The organism is Kitasatospora sp. NPDC053308, from assembly GCF_055585785.1.
The window spans coordinates 343,829-362,463 of the sequence record NZ_JBVJJY010000006.1 but is presented as its reverse complement, the minus strand read 5'-3'; the positions used below and the strand labels follow the sequence as shown (position 1 = coordinate 362,463).

Genomic DNA, 18,635 nt, shown 5'->3' with positions numbered 1-18,635 from the left:
CGCGGCCCGCCGCCGGGCCGGTCAGCGGAGCTGGATCCGCTCCACCGGCCGGCCCGGGTGCCAGTTGTGGACGACGAGGTGATCGCCCTCGACGGCGGTGTGCACCACCTGCTCCAGGTCCAGCCGGAAGGCGTGGAACGGGGTGGGCGGCGGCTCGGGCAGGTCGGCGGCGAACGCGGCGAGTTCGGTCTCGTCGGTGATCTCCACCGCCCGGCCGGAGACCTTGGAGTCCCCGCCGGCCAGGGTCTCGTCCCCCGGGTGCGCGTGCAGGGCGAAGCGGGCGTCGCGCTGCAGGTCGCGCGCCTTGGCCGAGCCGTACATCGACCCGAGCCACAGGTCGGCGCCGACGAAGTCGACCTCCGTCCCGCTCACCCGGGGCGAGCCGTCCCTGCGCAGCGTCGCCAGGACGTGGTGCTTCGCCGCCTCGAACCGGGCCCGCACCAGGGGTGCCAGATCCGGAGCCTGCTGCTCGAAGTCCTGCCAGGTAGCCATGGCGCCAGTCTGGCACCGGGCACCGACAGCCGCCCTCCCTCCGGTACGGACCGGCGCGGTACCGGTCGGGCCGTTGTCACAGGCCGGTGCCAGACTGGCGGGGTGACCACCACGACCACGTACATCGCGTTCCTGCGGGCCATCAACGTCGGCGGCCGCACGGTGACGATGGAGCGGCTGCGGGCGCTCTTCGCCGAGCTGGGGCTGGGGAACGTCCGCTCGTACATCCAGAGCGGCAACGTCTTCTTCACCACCGAGGGCCGGGCCGACGGGCCGGAGCGCGCCGCGCTGACCAGGCGGATCGAGCAGCACCTGGAGCAGGCGCTCGGCTACCCCGTGCCGGTGATGCTGCGGACGGTCGACGAGGTGGCCCAGCTGCTCGCCGCCGAGCCGTTCCGGGGCGTCGAGGTCACGCCGGACGTCCGGCTCGTCGTCGCCTTCCTCTCCGAGCCGCTGCCCGCCGGGCTGGCCCTTCCGTACCGCTCGCCCAAGGGCGACGTCGAGGTGCTCGGCGCCGATCCGGGGGCGGCGTACGTGGTGGTCCACCTGCAGAACGGCAAGTGGGTCACCAAGGACCTGTTCGGCAAGGCCTACCGGGGCTCGGTCACCTCGCGGTTCCTGCACACCACGGAGAAGATCCTGGCCGCCGCCCGCAAGGCCTGACGACCCGTACGGCCTGCGAGGGTCGCCCGGCCGACGGCATGGAAGCGCGTGGCCGACGGCACGCAACGGGGTGGCAGTGGGCATGGAACCGCCCGGCCGGCGGCACGGAACCGCGTGACCGGACGGCGCGTCTGGACTCCCGTGACGTACGAACGAAGCGCCCGCGCCCGGCGTGATCTGGACAGCCCCGGTCGGCCGCGCCGACAATTCGGCCATGACGCCTCCTGAGTACCCCACCGGCCGGGTACGCCCCTCCGACGCCGAACGGGACCAGGCGCTCGGGGTACTGAAGGACGGCGCCGGCAGCGGGCGGCTCTCGCACGACACCTTCCTCGGCCGGATGGACATCGTCCTGCAGGCCACCAGCCGGAGCGAGTTGGACGCGGCGGTGGCCGGGCTGCCGACCGGCGGGCCGGTCGAGCGCTTCGTGCTGCGCACGGTCGGCCGGGTCTCCGGCTTCGGCGACCGGATCAACCGGGCCTGGCGGACCGAGCGGCTGCCCGGTCTGAGCCTGCCGCAGGCCGGCGCCGCGCTGCTGACCATCGGCCGGATCCCCGGCTCGGGGCTGCGGCTGCACGACGCCTCCGTCTCCCGGCACCACGCCGAACTGCGGTACGAGGACGGCGGCTGGGTGCTGTACGACCTGGGCTCGACCAACGGCACCCACGTCAACGGGCGCCGGATCGCGGGCGGCGTGCGGGTCCGGCCGGGCGACCAGGTGCGGTTCGGCAACCTGGAGTTCCGGCTTTCCGCGGCCTGACGGAGCACCACTCGGCGCCGACCGCCCCGGGGGGCTCAGTGCGGGAACTGCCGGGGCGGCCGTTGGCGGGGCAGGTCGTCCTGGAAGCGCGCGATGACGGTGGCGAGCTGGCGCATCACCACGGTGTCCTCCAGCCGGTCCAGGTAGCGGTTCTCGGCGGCCAGCGCCTCGACGGCGACGCCGAAGTGGATCGCCGTCAGCGGATTGACGAACAGCCGGCTGCCGCCCGTCCGCTCGGACGGTGGCACCGCGCGGCTGGGCCTCCCCGGGCGGGCCGCCGACGACGGGGGCACCCGGGCCGGCCGCCGAAGGGGTCAGTCGCGCTCCACGTGCACCTCGGCGACGTGGTCGCCCTTGTCCGCCTTGCGGATGGTGACCTTGAGCGTGCCGACGGTCGTCTCGGAGCCCTCGTGGACGGTCTTCTTGTCGCCGCCGATGGTCACCTCGGCCGACTCGTCGGTGATGTGTCCGACCGTCATCCGCACCGGGTTGTCGCCGTCGAAGACCTTGACGGTCTTGGAGGCGTCCGCGCCGTCGGTCTTGATGCCGACGGTGCACGTGTGGTCGTCCGGGCAGAGCGCCACGCCGCCCTCACAGGCGGCCAGTCCGACGCCGAGCGTCAGGACGGCGCCCGCGGCGAGGAACGTGGTGCCGAACCGGAAGCGGGTCCGCCGGCTGGTGCGGTGGGCCTCGGCCCTGCTGCTGCTCGCTGTGGTCACGTCGTCGACGGTAACCGGGCGGAGCCGGCCCGCCATCGGCCGTCGGCGGGAGGCCTGCCCTGGTCCGACCCGGATCGGCCGGGCGATCGAACCCCGAAGGAACCGGACCCAATCCCCTAGGGGACAGCGGCAGTTGACCATCGGCCCGGCGAACGGACGGTCCGCCGGCATAGCCGGGCGGCATATGCCACGCGCGTAGATCGACGGCCCGCGAAAAGGACCGGCGGTCAGTCGGCGATGGCCCCCACGGCGCCGCCGACGACGCCCTCGGCACCGCTGACGGCCGCGCCGTCCTCCGCACCGGCGCCCGGCCCCCACAGCGGCGCCGTGCAGCGCTGGTAGGTCGCCTTCCAGTGCGGCCAGTTCCGGGCCACGTCGTCGTCGCACTCGGCCAGCAGCCGCTCCACCGCAGCCGGCTCGACGCCGTCCAGCAGCCAGGCCAGCGCGTCCGCCGTGCCCGGTCCGTCCGCCGCCCGCAGCAGGTCCAGCAGCTCGCCCAGGCCGCCGAGCCGGGAGCCGTCGGCGACCACCCGTTCCATCCGGGGCAGCAACTGGCGCTCCTCGATCCGCAGGTGGGTCTCCAGCCGGGCCGCCAGGTCCTCCATCGCGTACGCGACCGGCCAGGCGCTGCCGGTGTCCCGGCTGGCGATCCGCACCAGTGTGGTGACCCGGGTGAACGAGTGGTCGAGGTTGTGGTGGTCTGCCTCCAGCCAGTTGAGCAGCAGCCGCAGCTCGGGCGCGAAGCGGCGCACGATCGGCCAGATCCGGGTGTCCTGCTGCTCGTGGTGGCAGGTGAGCATGGCGGTGATGAAGTTCCAGTGCCGCAGCAGCGCCTCGCCCTTGTGCTCCTCCTCGGGCTGCAGCAGACGCAGCGCGTTGGGCAGCCGGGCGAGGTCCCGGCGGAGTGCGGCGTGCACCAGCCGCAACCCGGCGAACCGCGCGGTGTCCGGGTCGTCGTCCGCGGACCGCCCGTACGCGTCCGCGCCCCGGGGGTCGGCGCCGGGCTGACCCTGCTCGGGCACGGCGGGGGCGGGCTGGGGCAGCAGGTGGATGGGCATGGCACTCTCTTCACGGCTTGGGGCAGGACGGGTGGTGGCGGCCGGTGAGGACCACCCCAGCCAAGGTGCCCGCAGTCGATCAGAAGCGAATCAATGTCCGATTGACGCGCAGGTCAGGGCGTTTACCAGGGGTGCAGGAGGCCCCCCGACAGACCGCGACCCCCTGACCGCTCGGGCGGTCGGGGGGTCGGGCGGTCGGGGGCCGGGGTCGCGGGGTCGCGGGGTCGCGGGGTCGCGGGGTCGCGGGGTCGCGGGGTCGCGGGGTCGCGGGGTCGCGGGGTCGCGGGAGGAGCCGTCGGCCCCCGGGGCGCGGGCCGGCTCAGTCGGCCGGTCCGGCCAGGTTCTTGGTCAGCCACTCCAGGGTGTCCGGGATCATCTTCTTGAAGTCCGAGGTCAGGTGCTTGCCGCCGGGCTGCTCGTAGTACGTGATGGCCACCGGCGGGACGGCCTTGGCCACCCAGGACTTGACCACCTTGGTCTCGTACGGGTTGGCCCCGCCCGCGGTGACCAGCATCTTCACGTCGGCCTTGCCCTGGGTGACCAGCACGTCGGGGTTGTTGGCCGCGCGCTCGGCGTCGTGGCCCTTCCAGAGCAGCGAGTCCGGGATGAAGTAGCCGTCGATCGGCACCGCGGCCTTGTAGACCTCGGGGTGCTGCAGGGCGAGCTTGGCGCTGCAGAAGCCGCCGGTGGAGGCCCCCATCACGCCCCAGCCGTCGCGACCCGCCACCGTACGGAAGTTGGCGCGGACGAAGTCCGGGATGTCCTCGGCCATCCAGGTGCCCATCTTGGGCTGGCCCGGGATGTCGGAGCAGTCCAGCGCGTTCTTCTCGTCGCCGTTGAAGTTCTGCACCGGCATGATCATGATGAACGGGTGGGACTTGCCCTCCTTGACCAGCCGCTCGTTCTCCTCCTGGATCGGCAGCTGGTTGTCGGTCCAGGTGTTGTAGCCGTTGCTCTGGCCGCCGGCGAAGAGGGTCAGCACCGGGAAGCCGACCTTGGCGTACTTGGGGTCGTTGTACTCGGGCGGCAGCCAGACCCAGACCTTGCCGGAGACGCCGGACTTCGCGCCGGTCACGGTGGTCAGGAAGATCGGTCCGGCGGCGGTGTCCCGGGCCTTGGCGAGGGTGGCGGCCGGGCCGGTCGGCATCAGCACCTTGCCGCTGCCGACGGTGGGCGACGCGGCGCCCGGGGTGCCCGAGGCGGCACCGGCGGCGCTCGGGGTGCCCGAGGTGCTTCCGGCCGCGGCCGGGGCGTCCGCCTTGTCGTTGCTCTTCCCACCACCGGAGCTCCCGCAGGCCGCGAGCGCGGCGGCCAGGGCGAGGACGGCGGCGCCGGACAGGACGGCACGGGAACGGGACGACTGCCTAAGCACGGTGAGGACTCTCCGACCGATGTCGCGCCCGGTCCGTCTGACCGGGCGGCGGCCCCCCGGTGGGGCCGGACAGACCCGGAGGCGCGGCGCTGGTGCGGCCCCCGGAATGGTGGCGCGCCGTCCTTCGGGGGGGCGCGCCTTCCTGCGATCTTATGACGTGGGCCGGGGCGGGCCGGTTGCGCGTCGGCCACCGGGAATCCAATGTTTGTTCGCGATCGGGTAAAGCCCTTGACGGCGCCCGTCGGACGGCGGGGGCCGGACGGCGGGGGTCACAGCCACGAGCCCGTCCGGACGCCGCGTTTTGGGTGCTTTCGACCAGTGACGAGGGCCGCCGGATCCGGAACGATCTCTCCCGGGACCGGCCGCAGCCCCGGCTGTGACCATCGCCACCGACCGGGCCACCGCCACCGCCACCGCCACCGCCACCGCCACCGAGGAGAGTGCCATGCCGCAGCAGATCGCCATCGTCACCGGAGCCGGGAGCGGCGTCGGCCGGGCCGTCGCGGTCGAGCTGGCCGCGGCCGGCTGGCTGCCCGTGCTGGCCGGCCGCCGGGCCGAGCCGCTGCACGAGACCGCCCGGCTCTGCGGCGCCGGGGCCGAGGTGCTGCCGACCGACGTCACCGACCCGGCCGCCGTGGACGCGCTGTTCGCCGCCGTCGCCGAGCGCCACGGCCGGGTGGACCTGCTGTTCAACAACGCCGGCAGCTTCGGCCCGGCCGTCCCGGTGGAGGAGTTGGAGGTCGAGGCCTGGCGCGCGGTGGTCGACCTCAACCTGACCGGCGCCTTCCTGTGCGCCCGGGCGGCGTTCCGGCAGATGAAGGCCCAGGACCCGCAGGGCGGCCGGATCATCAACAACGGTTCGATCTCGGCCCACGTCCCGCGCCCGCACTCGATCGCCTACACCGCGACCAAGCACGCGGTCACCGGCCTGACCAAGTCGCTGTCCTTGGACGGCCGCCCGTACCGGATCGCCTGCGGGCAGATCGACATCGGCAACGCGGCGACCGACATGACGGCGGCGATGAGTGCCGGCGTCCGCCAGGCGGACGGCCGGATCGCCCCCGAGCCGACCATGGACGTGGCCGACGTCGCGCGCACCGTCCGGCACATGGCCGCGCTGCCGCTGGAGGCGAACGTGCAGTTCGCCACGGTGATGGCGACGGCCATGCCGTACATCGGGCGCGGCTGACACCGGGGCCGGAGCCCCGGGAACGCCCTCACGGCGCCCATCCCCGCGTGGTCACGGCGCGCTCACTCGTCGTGCGAGTGCCGGTAGCGCAGCACCCCGCCGTCCTCGTCCAACCGGTAGACGCTGGTGGTCGGCCAGTACTCGCCGCACTCGGCGGCCGGGAGTTCGGCCCGGAGCACCATCCGCAGGGCGGGCGGCGGGGCGGAGGCGTTGACGCGCTTGCGGTGGCCGTCCCAGCGGCCGCCGCGGAGTTCGACGTCCAGGACGAGGGGGGCGGTGCTCATGCCGCGATGGTGCCAGCGGCGCGCCCCGCGCCGGGGGTCCGCAACGACGCGTCCACCCCCACGGGGGAACCCCGTCAGGTCAGGCTGACGGGGTTCCCTCGGCGGCCGGACGGCACCGGACGGGCGGTGGGCCGACGGCGGTGGGCCGACGGCGGCGGGCCGACAGCGGCGGGCCGACGGCCGGAGGTGTCCTACGGCCGCCAGGTGTCGTTCAGCGTGACGACCCCGCCGGCGGGCACCGTCGCCGTCCGGTTGGCGCCGGACTCCCAGGTCACCGCGCCGTTCGCGTCCTTGCGGACGTACTTGTACTGGAACGAGGTGCCGGCCGGCAGCGAGAGCGCCAGCGACCAGACCGGGTAGCCGGCGGACGACAGCGGCAGCGCCTTCGCCGGGTCCCAGCCGCCGAGCGCCGCGATGTCGCCGACCACGTAGACGTTCTGCCCGAAGGCCGTCGTCGCGTTGACGTTGAACGAGGCGCCCGACACGGCGGTACCGGGCTGAACGTACAGCGCGATCGCGTCGCCCGCGCCGACCGTCGCGGTGAACTGCCCGTTGGCGCCCACCTGGTACGTCGGGCCGGTGCAGCCGCCGCCGGGCTGCGGGTCGCCGTGCTGGACGTCGCAGTAGGTGCCGGCCGGCAGCCCGGTCTGGAAGGTCTGGGTGATCGCGCCGCTCTCGTGGTTGATGGCGACGTAGCCCTTGTTGCCGCGGCCGAAGGCGATCGCGTTGTTGCCGTTGGACCACCAGCTGGTCACCCCGGTGCCGGCGACGGCGTTGCGGAATCCGACCATGTTGGCGATCTGCCGCCAGGCGTGGGTGCAGTTCCACCCGTCCTGGTAGCAGGCGTTGACGGTGCCGCCGTTCGGCGGGCCGTCGTCCTTGTTGGTGAAGGAGTAGCCGGAGTAGATGTTGGGCGAGCCGTAGGTGGACGCCAGCAGGAAGACGTTGGCCAGCGTGTAGGTGTTGCCGTACGTGTAGTTGAGGGTGGAGCCGTTGCGCTCGGTGTCCCAGTTGTCGACGAAGCTGCGCGCCTGGTCGCTCGGCAGGTAGCCCCAGGAGGCGCCCCAGCCGTTGAGGTTGGCGAGCTTGTCGCTGGTGAAGATCCGCTTGAGGTCGGTGCCGACCCGGAACTCGTCGACGTCGCCGTTGCCGGTGTACTCGCCGGGCTGGATCGGCTCGCCGGCGCCGTAGATGACCTCCTGGACCCAGTAGGCCTTCGGGTTGGCCGTCTTGGCCTTGATCGCGGCGAGGTCGGCGGCGGCGATGTGCTTGGCGGCGTCGATCCGGTAGCCGTCCACGCCGAGCGAGCCGAGGTCGTCCAGGTAGTGGGCGATGGTGCTCTGGACGTACGCGCTGCCGGTGTCCAGGTCGGAGAGGTTGACCAGCTCGCAGGTCTGCACGTTGGTGCGGTCCTGGTAGTTGGTGATCGGCTGGCGGCAGCCGTGGAAGTCCTGGTCCTGGTACGTGCCCGGATAGGTGTACTTGGTGTACGCGGTGCCGCCGGTGCCGGTGCCGGAGCCCGCCGACATGTGGTTGACCACCGCGTCGGCGATGACCTTGACGCCGGCCGCGTGGCAGGTGTCGACCATGTTCTTGAAGGAGGTGCGGTCGCCGAGCCGGCCGGCGATCTTGTAGCTGACCGGCTGGTAGGAGGTCCACCACTGCGGGCCCTGGATGTGCTCCTGCGGCGGGGAGACCTCGACGAAGCCGTAGCCCTTCGGGCCGAGGGTCGAGGTGCAGGCCTGGGCGACGGAGTCGAAGCGCCACTCGAAGAGGGTGGCGGTGACGTCCTTGCCGTTGTTCGCGGGCGGGGCGGCCTGGGCGGCGGGGGCGCCCAGGGAGGTGGCGAGCGAGAGCGCGAGCGCCGCCGACGCGGCGAGGGCGCCGGCCGCGCGCGCGGGCTTGCGGGTCCTCCCGGTCGAGGGCCGGGGGCGGATGGGGGCGGTGGTGACCACGTCGTCTCCTGGGGGTGGCTGGGGTGGGGCAGCCGAGGTGAAGCCTGCAGGAAGTTTCTGTAACTTGCCGGAAACTTGCAGCGCCGAACCTAGGATCGCCGGGAGACATCGTCAAGATGTAGGACAGTAACGTTTCTGCAGGCCGCAGGCGGTCCAGGCCCACACGGGCGCGGTACGGGCCCGACGCCGACCCGCTTCGGGCACGACCGGCCTCCGCCCGGGGCGCCACCCGGCGTCCGCTTCGGGCACGACCCACGGGCGCGTCGGCACCACCCACCCCGCGTCGGACACGACAAGGGCCCGGCAGCCGTGGCTGCCGGGCCCCTCACCTGTCCTGGTTCACCGGCCCCGCGAGGAGCCGGTCCGGCCTCAGCCGGTCTGGACGGCGGTGTCGTCGATCACGAAGCTCGTCTGCAGCGAGGAGTCCTCGACCGCGTTGAACTTCACGGTGACCGTCTGGCCCGCGTAGGCCGACAGGTCGAAGCTGCGCTGCTGGTAGCCGCTCGCGGCGTCCACGTTGGAGTAGGTCTTCAGCGTGGTGCCGTTCACCGACACGGTCAGCTTGTCGTACGCCGTGGTGCCGGTCTCCGCGGTGTCGACGTGCAGCCAGAAGCTCAGCGTCGCCTTGCAGCCCGCCGGGATGCTCACCGTCTGCGACAGCGTGTCGGTGTGGCTGGAGCCGTAGCCGTCCATCCACGCCTTCCACGAACCGCCGTGCGCGGCCTGGCTCGCGCTGTTGTCCACCACGCCCGAGGTGGAGGTCCACGGCGCGGCGGATCCGGTCTCGAAGCCCGCGTTGCCCAGCAGCTGCGCCGGGGTGCAGGTGCCGCCACCACCGCTGGTCACGGTCCAGGTGAAGCTGGTCGTGCCGGACTTGCCGGCCGAGTCCTTCACCGTCACGGTGACGTTGGAGGTGCCCGCGGTGGTCGGGGTGCCGGTGATCGCGCCGGTGGAGGCGTTGATCGCCAGGCCGGCCGGCAGGCCGGTGGCCGAGTAGGACAGCGGGGCAGTGCCGCCCGAGGCCTTGATGGCCAGGTTGACGGCCGTGCCCACGGCGGTCGACTGGTTGCCCGGGTTGGTGACGGTCACGCCGCCCGGGTTGGGCAGGCTGCCGACGTTGACGGCGGCCCAGGCGGTGGCGACCGCGTTGTACTCGGCGCTGTTCGCGCCGTACAGGTCGGTGGCCGCGTTCAGGGTGGCCGTGCGGGCGGCGGCGTAGTTGGTGGTGGAGGTCATGTAGGCGGTCAGCGCCTTGTACCAGACCTGCTGCGCCTTGTCCCGGCCGATGCCGGTGACGGTGATGTTGTTGACCGTCGGGCTGTTGTAGCTGACGCCGTTGATCACCTTGGCGCCGCTGCCCTCCGCCAGCAGGTAGAAGAAGTGGTTGGCGACACCGGACGAGTAGTGCACGTCCAGGTTGCCGACGCCCGAGTACCAGGAGTCGGCCGACTGGCCGTCCTTGGAGGGCTTGTCCATGTAGCGCAGCGGGGTGCCGTTGCCGTTGATGTCGATGAGCTCGCCGACGAGGTAGTCCGGGTTGTCGGCGGGCAGGTTCGCGTAGAACTCGACCATGTTGCCGAAGATGTCCGAGGTGGCCTCGTTGAGGCCGCCGGACTCGCCGGAGTAGTTCAGGTTGGCGGTGGCCGCGGTGACGCCGTGGCTCATCTCGTGGCCGGCCACGTCGAGCTCGGTCAGCGGGTGGGTGTCGCCCGAGCCGTCGCCGTAGGTCATGCAGAAGCAGGAGTCGTCCCAGAACGCGTTGACGTAGCCGGTGTCGTAGTGGACCCGGCTCATGGCGCCGACGCCGTCGTTACGGATGCCGTTGCGGCCGAAGGTGTTCTTGTAGAAGTCCCAGGTGACCGCGGCGCCGAACTGGGCGTCCACGGCGGCCGACTCGCGGTTGCTGGCCTGGCCGTTGCCCCAGGTGTCGGAGGACTTGGAGAACAGCGTGCCGTTGCCGGAGGTGCCGTTCTTCATGTCGGTGGTGTACTGGCCGCCGCGGCTGGCGTCCTTGAGCGAGTAGGTCGAGCCGCTCTGGGTGGTGGTCAGCGGGACGTTGCCGACGAAGACGCCGGTGCCGGAGCCGCGCTGGATGCCGTCGGCCTTGCTGAGGACGTCGCCGGTCTTGGCGTCGGTGACGACGTGCAGCTTGCTCGGGGTGCCGTCGGACTCGCGGCCGTTGACGACCGTCTCCCAGGCGAGCTTCGGGGTGCCGTCGGCGGCCCAGACGACCAGTCGCGGCGCGGTGTCGACCGAGCCCGCCTCGACGGCCAGCGCGGCGGCCTGGGCCTTCGGCGCGGCCAGGGCCGGGGTGGTGTCGACGCCCGCGAGGCTGGCCTCGCTGGCCTTGGTCACGCTCTTGGTGGCGCCGGCCGCGTCCTGGTGGACGATCAGGTCGCCGCCGAGGACGGGGAGTCCGGCGTAGGTGCGCTCGTACCGCAGGTGGCGACCGCCGTTGGCGTCCTGGACGACGTCCTTGGTGACCAGCTTCTCCTGGCCGCTCAGGCCGAGTGCCTGGGCGAGGGAGGCGGTCTGCTGGTTCGCCGAGGCGATCAGCGCGGCCCGGCTCTGCTGCGCGGCGACGACGGCCGGCGCGTCCGGCGTGGCCGCCTGGGCGATCACGGGTATGCCGGTGACCAGCAGCGCCGTGGAGGCGGCCAGGACGACCGCCGCCTTCCGGGCGTGAGCGTAACGGGACATGCGGACTCCTTTTCCGACCGGCGCTGGGTCGCGCACGGTGGAGAGAACCTGGGCCGCGGGGTTGCGGCGCAGTGGGGGCCCCCGGCGGGTGCGACGGGGGTGCGGTTTTCGCGGGTTGCGGTGCTCACAACCCGTTGCAGGTCGGGACGCGCTGCACCTTGGCTGGAACAGCTGCACCGGGAGGTGGGGCCCCCTCGTCTGCAGCCGGGAGGAATCGTGGCAGCAAACCGGCTGGCAATGACAGATGCATGCCACCGATTGGCCGATTCATTACCGAAACCGTATGCATGGCGGTTCGTCAGTTGTGCTACGCCTTTGCAAACTCGTGAACACGGTTTTCATGCCCGGCGCAAGGTTCGATCACTATCGGCGGTCACTGACCAGCGGTCGGGGCCGCCGGTCGTACCGCCGGGCGGCCCGCAGCGCCGAACGGGCGCGGCACGTCACAGTTCCGGCCGTGCCAGTGGAGCTTTCCGGCCATTCTGCGGCCGGAACGGAACCGGGCCCCGCACCGCCTCAACGGCGGTACGGGGCCCGGGAATCGCGTCGTGCACCGATCAGTGCTGGACGAACACCGCCACGGTGCGGCCCGGCACGGTGAACGTCCCGGTCGCGGCGTCGAAACCGGACCGCTTCACCACCTGGTCCGCCCCGCCCGCCTGGACGGGGTGCAGCGCCTGGTCCGTGCCGCGCAGGGCCGCCACGGTCTGCGCCTGCGCGGTGGGCGTCGCGTTGAAGACCACCGTGAGGCCCTTCTCCGCCCCCGCCAGCCCGGTGCCGTCCAGGTGCAGGGTGATCACACCGGGCGTCTCGCCGGCGGTGCCGGAGAGCGGGTAGGACAGCCGCTGCTGCACGGCGGCCAGGGTGGGCAGCGAGAACAGCGGCGAGGACTGCTTGATCCGCAGGAACTCCCGGTACTGCGCCGAGGTCGCCCGGATGTCCGCCGCGCCCACGGTCAGCTTCGGGTTCGCCAACAGGGACTGGGCGGTCGGCCACAGCTCCTTGTTGTCGGCCGCCGGTGGCAGGCCGCGGCCCCAGCCGTTGCCCGCGGCGGCGTCCCAGTGGATCGCGTTGAACCAGTCGCCCGAGTCGTAGGAGTTGGCGTCGAGCGACTTGGAGCGCAGCAGGTCGCTGCCCGCCTGGGCGAAGCCGGCGCCCTGGGTGAGCGCGGTGAGCGAGAGCCCGAGCGCCTGCATCCGGGCCCGGTCGGAGGGTGCGGTGCCGGTCGGCAGCTTGTACGCGAGGGCGTCGAAGAGGTCGGTGTTGTCGTGGGCGTCCACGTACTCCACCGCCTCGCCCGGCTCGGCCGCGTACCCGGTCGGGGCGCCGTTGTAGTCGACCTGGGCGCCGGTGACGGCCTTCCCGGAGCTGTCGGTGAAGGCGTACCCGGCCAGGTTGCCGGTCAGCCCCACCTTCAGCTGGTCCATCTGGTGCAGCAGTCGGGCCTTCTGCTGCTCCGGGGTCCCGTTCGCGGGCGAGCCGTTCGGGTCGGTGTACAGGCCCGAGGCGAAGCCCTGCTGCGGCGCGGAGCCGAGCATGAAGTTGCCGCCGCGGGCGGCGTCGCGGATCCGGTCGTCGAAGGTGGCGATGCCGGTGCCTGCCATGTTCGCCTGGGTGGCCTGCTCGAACCGGGCGTTGTCGGCGACGGCGCCGAAGTTCCAGCCCTCGCCGTAGAGGAAGACGTTCTTCCCGTCCACGCCGTCCGAGTCCGGCGTCATCTTCCGCAGCGCGGCCTGCACGTCCAGCATGGTGGACTTCGGGTCCAGGCCCATCAGGTCGAAGCGGAAGCCGTCCACCTTGTACTCACGGGCCCACAGGGTCACCGAGTCGACCACCAGCCGGTTCATCATGGCGTGCTCGGGCGCGGTGTCGGCGCAGCAACTGTCCGTCGTCACCTTGCCGTTGGCGTCCAGCCGCTGGTAGTAGCCGGGGACGACCCGGTCCAGCACCGAGTGCTCGGCCTGCCCGGCGGCGGCGGTGTGGTTGTAGACCACGTCGAGCACCACCCGCAGCCCGGCCGCGTGCATCGCCTGCACCATCTGCCGGAACTGCACGGTGCGGGCCGTGCCGCCGGGGTCCGTGGCGTACGAGCCCTCCGGCACGTTGTAGTGCAGCGGGTCGTAGCCCCAGTTGTACGCGTCGTCGGCGGCGACGGCCGCCACGCACTCCTGCTGCTTCGGCCCGTCCGCGGGAAGGGACTTGAGGTCGCAGGCCGGCAGCTTCTGCTCGGCCCGGTTCTCCCGGATGGTGGCGATGTCGAAGGTCGGCAGCAGGTGGATCGTGGTCACCCCGGCGGCGGCCAGCTCCCGCAGGTGCCGCATGCCGGCCGACTGCGACTCGGTGAACGCCAGGTAGGTGCCGCGCTCGGCGGCCGGGACGGTCGGGTCCTCCACCGAGAAGTCCCGGACGTGCAGCTCCTGGATCTGCTGCCGCGCGGGCGGGACGGCCTGCGGGCGGGCGTGGTCGTCCCAGCCCGCCGGCTTGAGCTCCTTGGCGTCCAGGTCGGCGACCAGGCTGCGGGTGGAGTCGGTGGACAGCGCCACCGAGTACGGGTCGGTGACGGTGTTGACGACGAGCTGCTGCACCGAGGGCGCCCAGACCTTCACCTGGTACAGGTAGTACCTGCCGTCCAACTCGCGCTTGTCCCGGACGATCTCCCAGACGCCGGTCTCGTCGTCCCGCTTCAGCGGCAGCGTCCTCGGGCTTCCGCCGGTCGGGCCGTCGAAGACCTGGACGGACACCTCCTGCGCGGTCGGCGCCCAGAGCGAGAGCGCCACCTTGCCGTCGTAGTACGCCGGCCCGAAGTCGACCTTGGCGGTCCGCCCGGCGTACAGGTCGTCCAGCACGCCCGGGAGTTGGACCCCGGTCGCGGCCAGGACGGCGCCGCTGGGCAGGTGCTCGGTGAACAGCAGCTGACCGCGCAGCGCGGCCGGGACGCGGGCGGTGTCCCGGGCGTCCACGGTGAAGGCCCGGTAGCCGGCCAGGTGCGGGTACTTCGCCTTCTGCGCGTCGGTCAGCCCGCCCTTCACGGGGGTGAGCCGCAGCCACTGGCCGGGCTTGTTCAGCACGCCCTTGTCGGCCCGGATGCCGCCCGCCGGGTCGTACACCAGCTGGGCGCTGGTGCCGCCGGCCAGGGCGTCGTCGCCCGCGCCGTAGTTCGCCGGGACGACGACGGTCCTCGCGTCGATCCACTGCGCCTTGGCGCTGCCGAGGTCGACCTGCGAGGACGCGGCCGGGTTCTGCGGCAGCAGGTACCCCTCGCGGCCGCCGAGGATCCAGACCTCCCTGCCGTTGACCGCGAGGTCGAGCGACTGGTCGGCGGGCAGGTCCTTGTCGTTGCCCCGGTGCAGGATGTAGCTGAGGCTGGTCGCACCGGGGGCCAGCGGCACCTCGAAGACGGCGCCGAAGGCGTCGCGGCGCGCCGGCATCAGCGGCTTGCCCCAGTCGGTGGGGGTGGCCGCGCCGGTCCAGTCGTGCAGGCCCCAGCCGTCGTAGTCGCCGTCGGCCCGGTTGTAGTGGATGACGGCGGTGTTCGCCGGCGGGGTGTTCGCCGGGCCCGGGTTCGCGGTGCGCACCGCCGGGTCGCCCTGCTTCAGCCACACCTCGCCGGTGCTGCCCACGTCGAGGTGCCGGTCGGCGTCCACGTCCTTGACGCCGTTCTTCTCCACGATGAACCCGACGTCCGAGGCGCCCGGCTTCAGCCGCACGTACGCGAAGGCGCCGTACGCGTCCCGCCCGGTGAAGGCGTGTCCGGCCGGCCACGGGGTGCCCTCGCCGTCGGCGAGGTCGCCCCAGGCGTAGAGGTTCCAGCCGTCGTAGTCGCCGTCCGGCCGGTTGTAGTGGACGACGGCGTACGGGCGGGCGCCCGCGGTGGGCACCGGCGTGGGCGCGGGGGTGCCGGTGGTGAAGCTCGCGGTGGCGGAGCGCAGGTGGCCGCCGGAGTCCTGGACGACGGCCTTGTAGCGCACGACCGTGCCGGGGGCGACGGCGCCCAGGTCCTGGGTGACGGCGTACTTCCCGGTGTCGGCGGTGCCCAGCGTCTGCCAGGGCCCGTTGCCGATCTGCGCGGCGAAGCTCACCCGGGCGAAGCCGCCGCCGTCGACCTTCGCGCCGACGGTGACGAGGCCGGTCGAGCCGTCCGCGGGCGGCCGCACCGAGAGCTGCGGCGCCGCGTCGGCGGCGGCGAGCCGGCCGGCCGCCTTGAACACCACGGAGGAGAGCGCGGGGACGGTCACCGTCACCATGCGGTCGGCCCCGGAGGTCGCCCTCTCCCCCGCCGCCGGGTAGATCCGGTCGAAGCCCATGCCGGCCGAGAAGGTGTCCAGCGTGACGGTCTTGGCCTCGGTGGCGTTGTTGACCGCCACCAGGTACTCGACCTGCTGCCCCGCGTCGATCCGGGAGAAGGCGTACACGCCCGGGCCGTCGGCCGCGTAGCGCTCGACCTGGGCGCCGTCGGCCAGCGCCGGGTGGTCGCGGCGCAGTTTGGCCAGGCCCGCGATGCCCTGGTAGAGCTGCCCGCCCTGCCCGTACCGGTCGGCCGGGCCGGAGGGGCCGCCGAGCACCCTATCGGCGTTGTAGGACGGGGTCCGGGAGGCGAACATGTCCTGCCGGGCGTCCTTGTCGCCGCCCGCACCGGTGAAGCCCTGCTCGTCGCCGTAGTAGACGACGGGCTGGCCGCGGGTGAGGAACTGCAGCTCGTTGCCGAGGCGGTCCTTCTTGAGCAGGGTGGCCTCGTCGGCGCCCGGGTTGTCGGCGAGCAGGAAGGAGCCGAAGCGGCCCATGTCGTGGTTGCCGAGGAAGGTCGGCAGCTCGTACGCGTCGGTGTCGGCGCTGGTGTAGCGGTAGTCCTGGCCGTAGACGTCGGCCAGGGCCTTGGCGGAGCCGCCCTGGGAGACGTAGGAGCGGGCGGCGCCCTGGAACGGGAAGTCCAGGGTGGCCTGCAGCTTGCCCTTGGTGACGTACGGCGAGGTGATCGCCGGGTCGCCGGAGTAGACCTCGCCGAACATGAAGAACTTCTTGTTGCCCTGCTTGGCGGCGAAGTCCTTGAGAGCGGGAGCCCACTGCTGCCAGAACGCCATGTTGACGTGCTTGACGGTGTCGATCCGGAAGCCGTCCACGCCGGCGTCCTTCACCCACTGCTGGTAGACCTTCTCGAAGCCCTTGACCACCCGGGGGTTCTGGGTGTCGAGGTCGTCCAGGCCGCTGAAGTCGCCCTCGGTGGCGGACTCCCCGACGAAGGTCGAGTCGCCCCGGTTGTGGTAGAGCGAGGGGTCGTTGAGCCAGGACGGGGTCTTGGCGTTCGCGTCGCCGGGGGTGCGGAAGACGGGGGTGTAGGGGAAGGAGTCCTTGGTGATCCGCGGCCAGGGCGCTCCCGCGTCGGCGACGGCGGTCTCGTCCACCGGGTTCCCGTCCGCGTCGAGCGTCGGGTAGGCGCCGGCCGAGCGGTAGCCGTGCTGCTGCTCGGCGGCGTCGATGACGTCGGCGGTGTGGTTGGTGATGACGTCGAAGAAGACCTTGATCCCGCGGGCGTGCGCCTTGGCTATCAGCTCCTTGAGCTGCTCGTTGGTGCCGAAGTGCGGGTCGACCTGGGTGAAGTCGGTGATCCAGTAGCCGTGGTACCCGGCGGAGGCGTCCGCCCCGCTGCCCTGGACCGGCTTGTTCTTGAAGATCGGCGCCATCCAGATCGCGGTGGTGCCGAGGTCCTGGATGTAGTCGAGCTTCTGGATCAGTCCGGCCAGGTCACCGCCGTGGTAGAAGCCCTTGTCCGCCGGGTCGAAGCCGTTCTCCAGCCGGCCGCCGGTGACGCCGTCCGGGAGGGTGGCGCCGGTGTCGTTGGCGGTGTCCCCGTTCGCGAAGCGGTCGGGGAGGACGAAGTAGAACTGCTCGCGGCTGAGGTCGTGCCGCCCGGCGGTGGCCGCGAGCGCGGCGTCGGAGGGCGGGGCCGGCGGGGCGGCGGCGAGGGCCGCGGGGGCGCTGCCGAGGGTGGCGGCGGTCAGCGCGGCGGCCAGCAGGACGGCCGTGCGGCCGGGTCTGCGAGGGGATCTGCGGGGGGATCTGCTCCGCCGGGGGCGGAGCGGGGCATCGGCCACGGAGGGCTCCCTGAGGGGAAGGGGCGATCGGGTTCCCAGGAAGCTAGCGGGCTGCAATATGTTTCAGCAAGATGCAGAAACCGTTTCGTACCGGAAAAATCCAGGCCCTGGACCGTCTCGGGCCCCCCGATTACTCCCCCGGAGCGACGCGCGTGACAATGGGACGTATGTCCGTCCCACCGGTATGCACCAGAACCCCGAGCACCCCCTACCCCGGTGGGAGCCGGCCCCTAGCCCTCAAGGGGGACAGCCGGTGAAGAATCCACTTCCAGAGGATGAGCAGACGGCTACGAGCGGTCTGGCAGACTTCTCGTCCATGGGGGAACCGACCGAGATCCAGCGAGGCGACGCCCGGCGCGCCGACGAGGCCAGCGGTGGCGGTTCCGAGGCGGCGACGGTCCTCCCCGGCCGGCTGCCCGACGGAGCCACCCGTGCCGCCCAGTCCCGAGGCGCGGCCCTGCGCAACCGCCTCCGCGAGCAGCGCCGGTCACCGGCCCGGCCGCGGATCTGGTTCGAGCTGGCCCTGATCGGGATCAGCTACTGGATCTACTCGATCGTCCGCAACGCGGTCCCCGAGCAGGAGGCGATAGCCCAGAAGCACGCGGGCTGGATCTGGGACCTGGAGCAGCACCTCGGCATCGCCGTCGAGCGCTCGGTCAACCACGCGGTGGACGCCGTCGGGTGGCTGATCACCGGGATGAACTACTACTACGCGACGCTGCACTTCGTGATCACCATCGGTGTGCTGGTCTGGCTGTACCGCCGTCACCCCGGCCGCTACGTCGCGGCCCGCACCGTCCTGTTCGTCACCACCGCGATCGCCCTGGTCGGCTTCTACTTCTTCCCGTTGGCCCCGCCCCGCCTGATGACCGACGGCGGCTTCATCGACACCGTGAAGACCCACGGCACCTGGGGCTCGATGGCCTCCGGTCCCGCCGCACACGTCTCCAACCAGTACGCGGCGATGCCCTCGATGCACATCGGCTGGTCGACCTGGTGCGGCCTGGCGATCTTCTTCCTGGCCCGCCGGACGTGGGTCAAGGCGCTCGGTCTGCTGTACCCCCTCGCCACTCTGGTGGTCATCGTCTCGACCGCCAACCACTTCTGGATGGACGCCGTCGGCGGCCTGCTGTGCCTGGCGGTCGGGTTCCTCGCGGCCCGCTGGCTGTACCACGAGTGGGTCTACAAGCTGCCGCAGGTCCCCGCGCGGGAGACGGAGGCGGACCGGCCGATCACCGTCCCCGAGCAGTGGAGCGAGCCCGCGGTCAGCACCGCGCGCCGCTGACCGGTACCCGACCTCACCACGAAGGGGCCTCCCGTGCGGGGGCCCCTTCCGCGCACCCGGGCCCCTGTC

The 18,635-nt window shown here is 72.3% G+C and carries 13 protein-coding genes; 4 read left to right on the top strand and 9 right to left on the bottom strand.

The window, feature by feature from the left end; all coding sequences use genetic code 11:
• Positions 1-21: 21 nt before the first annotated feature.
• Entirely contained in the window at positions 22-492 is a 471-nt protein-coding gene (locus ACZ6Y7_RS17065) for a pyridoxamine 5'-phosphate oxidase family protein (RefSeq protein ID WP_465758669.1), read from the bottom strand.
• A gap of 102 nt (positions 493-594) precedes the next feature.
• Here ACZ6Y7_RS17065 and ACZ6Y7_RS17060 point away from each other — a divergent pair, with 102 nt between their 5' ends.
• Both ACZ6Y7_RS17060 and ACZ6Y7_RS17055 read left to right on the top strand, forming a co-directional pair.
• Complete coding sequence (locus tag ACZ6Y7_RS17060) at positions 595-1,155, top strand: DUF1697 domain-containing protein (protein WP_465758668.1); 561 nt, start codon at positions 595-597, stop codon at positions 1,153-1,155.
• 214 nt (positions 1,156-1,369) lie between these two features.
• A complete protein-coding gene (locus ACZ6Y7_RS17055) occupies positions 1,370-1,915 on the top strand; it encodes an FHA domain-containing protein (protein ID WP_465758667.1) in 546 nt (181 codons plus the stop codon).
• A gap of 35 nt (positions 1,916-1,950) precedes the next feature.
• On the opposite strand, the gene ACZ6Y7_RS17050 is transcribed toward ACZ6Y7_RS17055, so the two are convergent.
• From ACZ6Y7_RS17050 to ACZ6Y7_RS17035, 4 genes are all read right to left on the bottom strand, one after another.
• Entirely contained in the window at positions 1,951-2,163 is a 213-nt protein-coding gene (locus ACZ6Y7_RS17050) for a hypothetical protein (protein ID WP_465758666.1), read from the bottom strand.
• A gap of 66 nt (positions 2,164-2,229) precedes the next feature.
• Positions 2,230-2,634 carry a hypothetical protein gene (locus ACZ6Y7_RS17045; RefSeq protein ID WP_465758665.1) on the bottom strand — a complete coding sequence of 135 codons (405 nt, stop codon included), beginning with the start codon at positions 2,632-2,634 and terminating at the stop codon, positions 2,230-2,232.
• A gap of 227 nt (positions 2,635-2,861) precedes the next feature.
• Positions 2,862-3,692, bottom strand: a complete 831-nt coding sequence (locus ACZ6Y7_RS17040) for a hemerythrin domain-containing protein (protein WP_465758664.1) — start codon at positions 3,690-3,692, stop codon at positions 2,862-2,864.
• A 319-nt stretch (positions 3,693-4,011) separates the two neighbouring features.
• Complete coding sequence (locus ACZ6Y7_RS17035) at positions 4,012-5,064, bottom strand: alpha/beta hydrolase (protein ID WP_465758663.1); 1,053 nt, start codon at positions 5,062-5,064, stop codon at positions 4,012-4,014.
• Between the two features lie 445 nt (positions 5,065-5,509).
• On the opposite strand from ACZ6Y7_RS17035, the gene ACZ6Y7_RS17030 reads away from it, so the two are divergent.
• Complete coding sequence (locus ACZ6Y7_RS17030) at positions 5,510-6,253, top strand: SDR family oxidoreductase (RefSeq protein ID WP_465758794.1); 744 nt, start codon at positions 5,510-5,512, stop codon at positions 6,251-6,253.
• 62 nt (positions 6,254-6,315) lie between these two features.
• Here the strand turns inward: ACZ6Y7_RS17030 and ACZ6Y7_RS17025 are convergent, their stop codons facing one another.
• The 4 genes from ACZ6Y7_RS17025 to pulA form a co-directional block, all read right to left on the bottom strand.
• Positions 6,316-6,537, bottom strand: a complete 222-nt coding sequence (locus ACZ6Y7_RS17025) for a hypothetical protein (RefSeq protein ID WP_465758662.1) — start codon at positions 6,535-6,537, stop codon at positions 6,316-6,318.
• A gap of 191 nt (positions 6,538-6,728) precedes the next feature.
• Positions 6,729-8,492, bottom strand: a complete 1,764-nt coding sequence (locus ACZ6Y7_RS17020) for a carbohydrate-binding module family 20 domain-containing protein (protein WP_465758661.1) — start codon at positions 8,490-8,492, stop codon at positions 6,729-6,731.
• Between the two features lie 369 nt (positions 8,493-8,861).
• The gene (locus ACZ6Y7_RS17015; RefSeq protein WP_465758660.1) at positions 8,862-11,192 is read right to left on the bottom strand and encodes a M4 family metallopeptidase; all 2,331 of its coding nucleotides are present in this window, start codon (positions 11,190-11,192) and stop codon (positions 8,862-8,864) included.
• 557 nt (positions 11,193-11,749) lie between these two features.
• On the bottom strand, positions 11,750-17,281 hold the full coding sequence (pulA, locus tag ACZ6Y7_RS17010; protein WP_465758659.1) for a pullulanase-type alpha-1,6-glucosidase: 5,532 nt from the start codon (positions 17,279-17,281) through the stop codon (positions 11,750-11,752).
• A gap of 316 nt (positions 17,282-17,597) precedes the next feature.
• Between pulA and ACZ6Y7_RS17005 the strand changes: the two genes are divergently transcribed.
• The gene (locus ACZ6Y7_RS17005) at positions 17,598-18,566 is read left to right on the top strand and encodes a phosphatase PAP2 family protein (protein WP_465758658.1); all 969 of its coding nucleotides are present in this window, start codon (positions 17,598-17,600) and stop codon (positions 18,564-18,566) included.
• Positions 18,567-18,635 lie beyond the last annotated feature (69 nt).

What these genes read in the sequence shown, in the direction of transcription:
- ACZ6Y7_RS17040 (WP_465758664.1), bottom strand. Translation starts at nt 3,692, where the DNA reads ATGCCCATCCACCTGCTGCCCCAGCCCGCCCCCGCCGTGCCCGAGCAG.
- ACZ6Y7_RS17030 (WP_465758794.1), top strand. Translation starts at nt 5,510, where the DNA reads ATGCCGCAGCAGATCGCCATCGTCACCGGAGCCGGGAGCGGCGTCGGC.
- ACZ6Y7_RS17025 (WP_465758662.1), bottom strand. Translation starts at nt 6,537, where the DNA reads ATGAGCACCGCCCCCCTCGTCCTGGACGTCGAACTCCGCGGCGGCCGC.
- ACZ6Y7_RS17055 (WP_465758667.1), top strand. Translation starts at nt 1,370, where the DNA reads ATGACGCCTCCTGAGTACCCCACCGGCCGGGTACGCCCCTCCGACGCC.
- ACZ6Y7_RS17005 (WP_465758658.1), top strand. Translation starts at nt 17,598, where the DNA reads ATGGGGGAACCGACCGAGATCCAGCGAGGCGACGCCCGGCGCGCCGAC.
- ACZ6Y7_RS17015 (WP_465758660.1), bottom strand. Translation starts at nt 11,192, where the DNA reads ATGTCCCGTTACGCTCACGCCCGGAAGGCGGCGGTCGTCCTGGCCGCC.
- ACZ6Y7_RS17065 (WP_465758669.1), bottom strand. Translation starts at nt 492, where the DNA reads ATGGCTACCTGGCAGGACTTCGAGCAGCAGGCTCCGGATCTGGCACCC.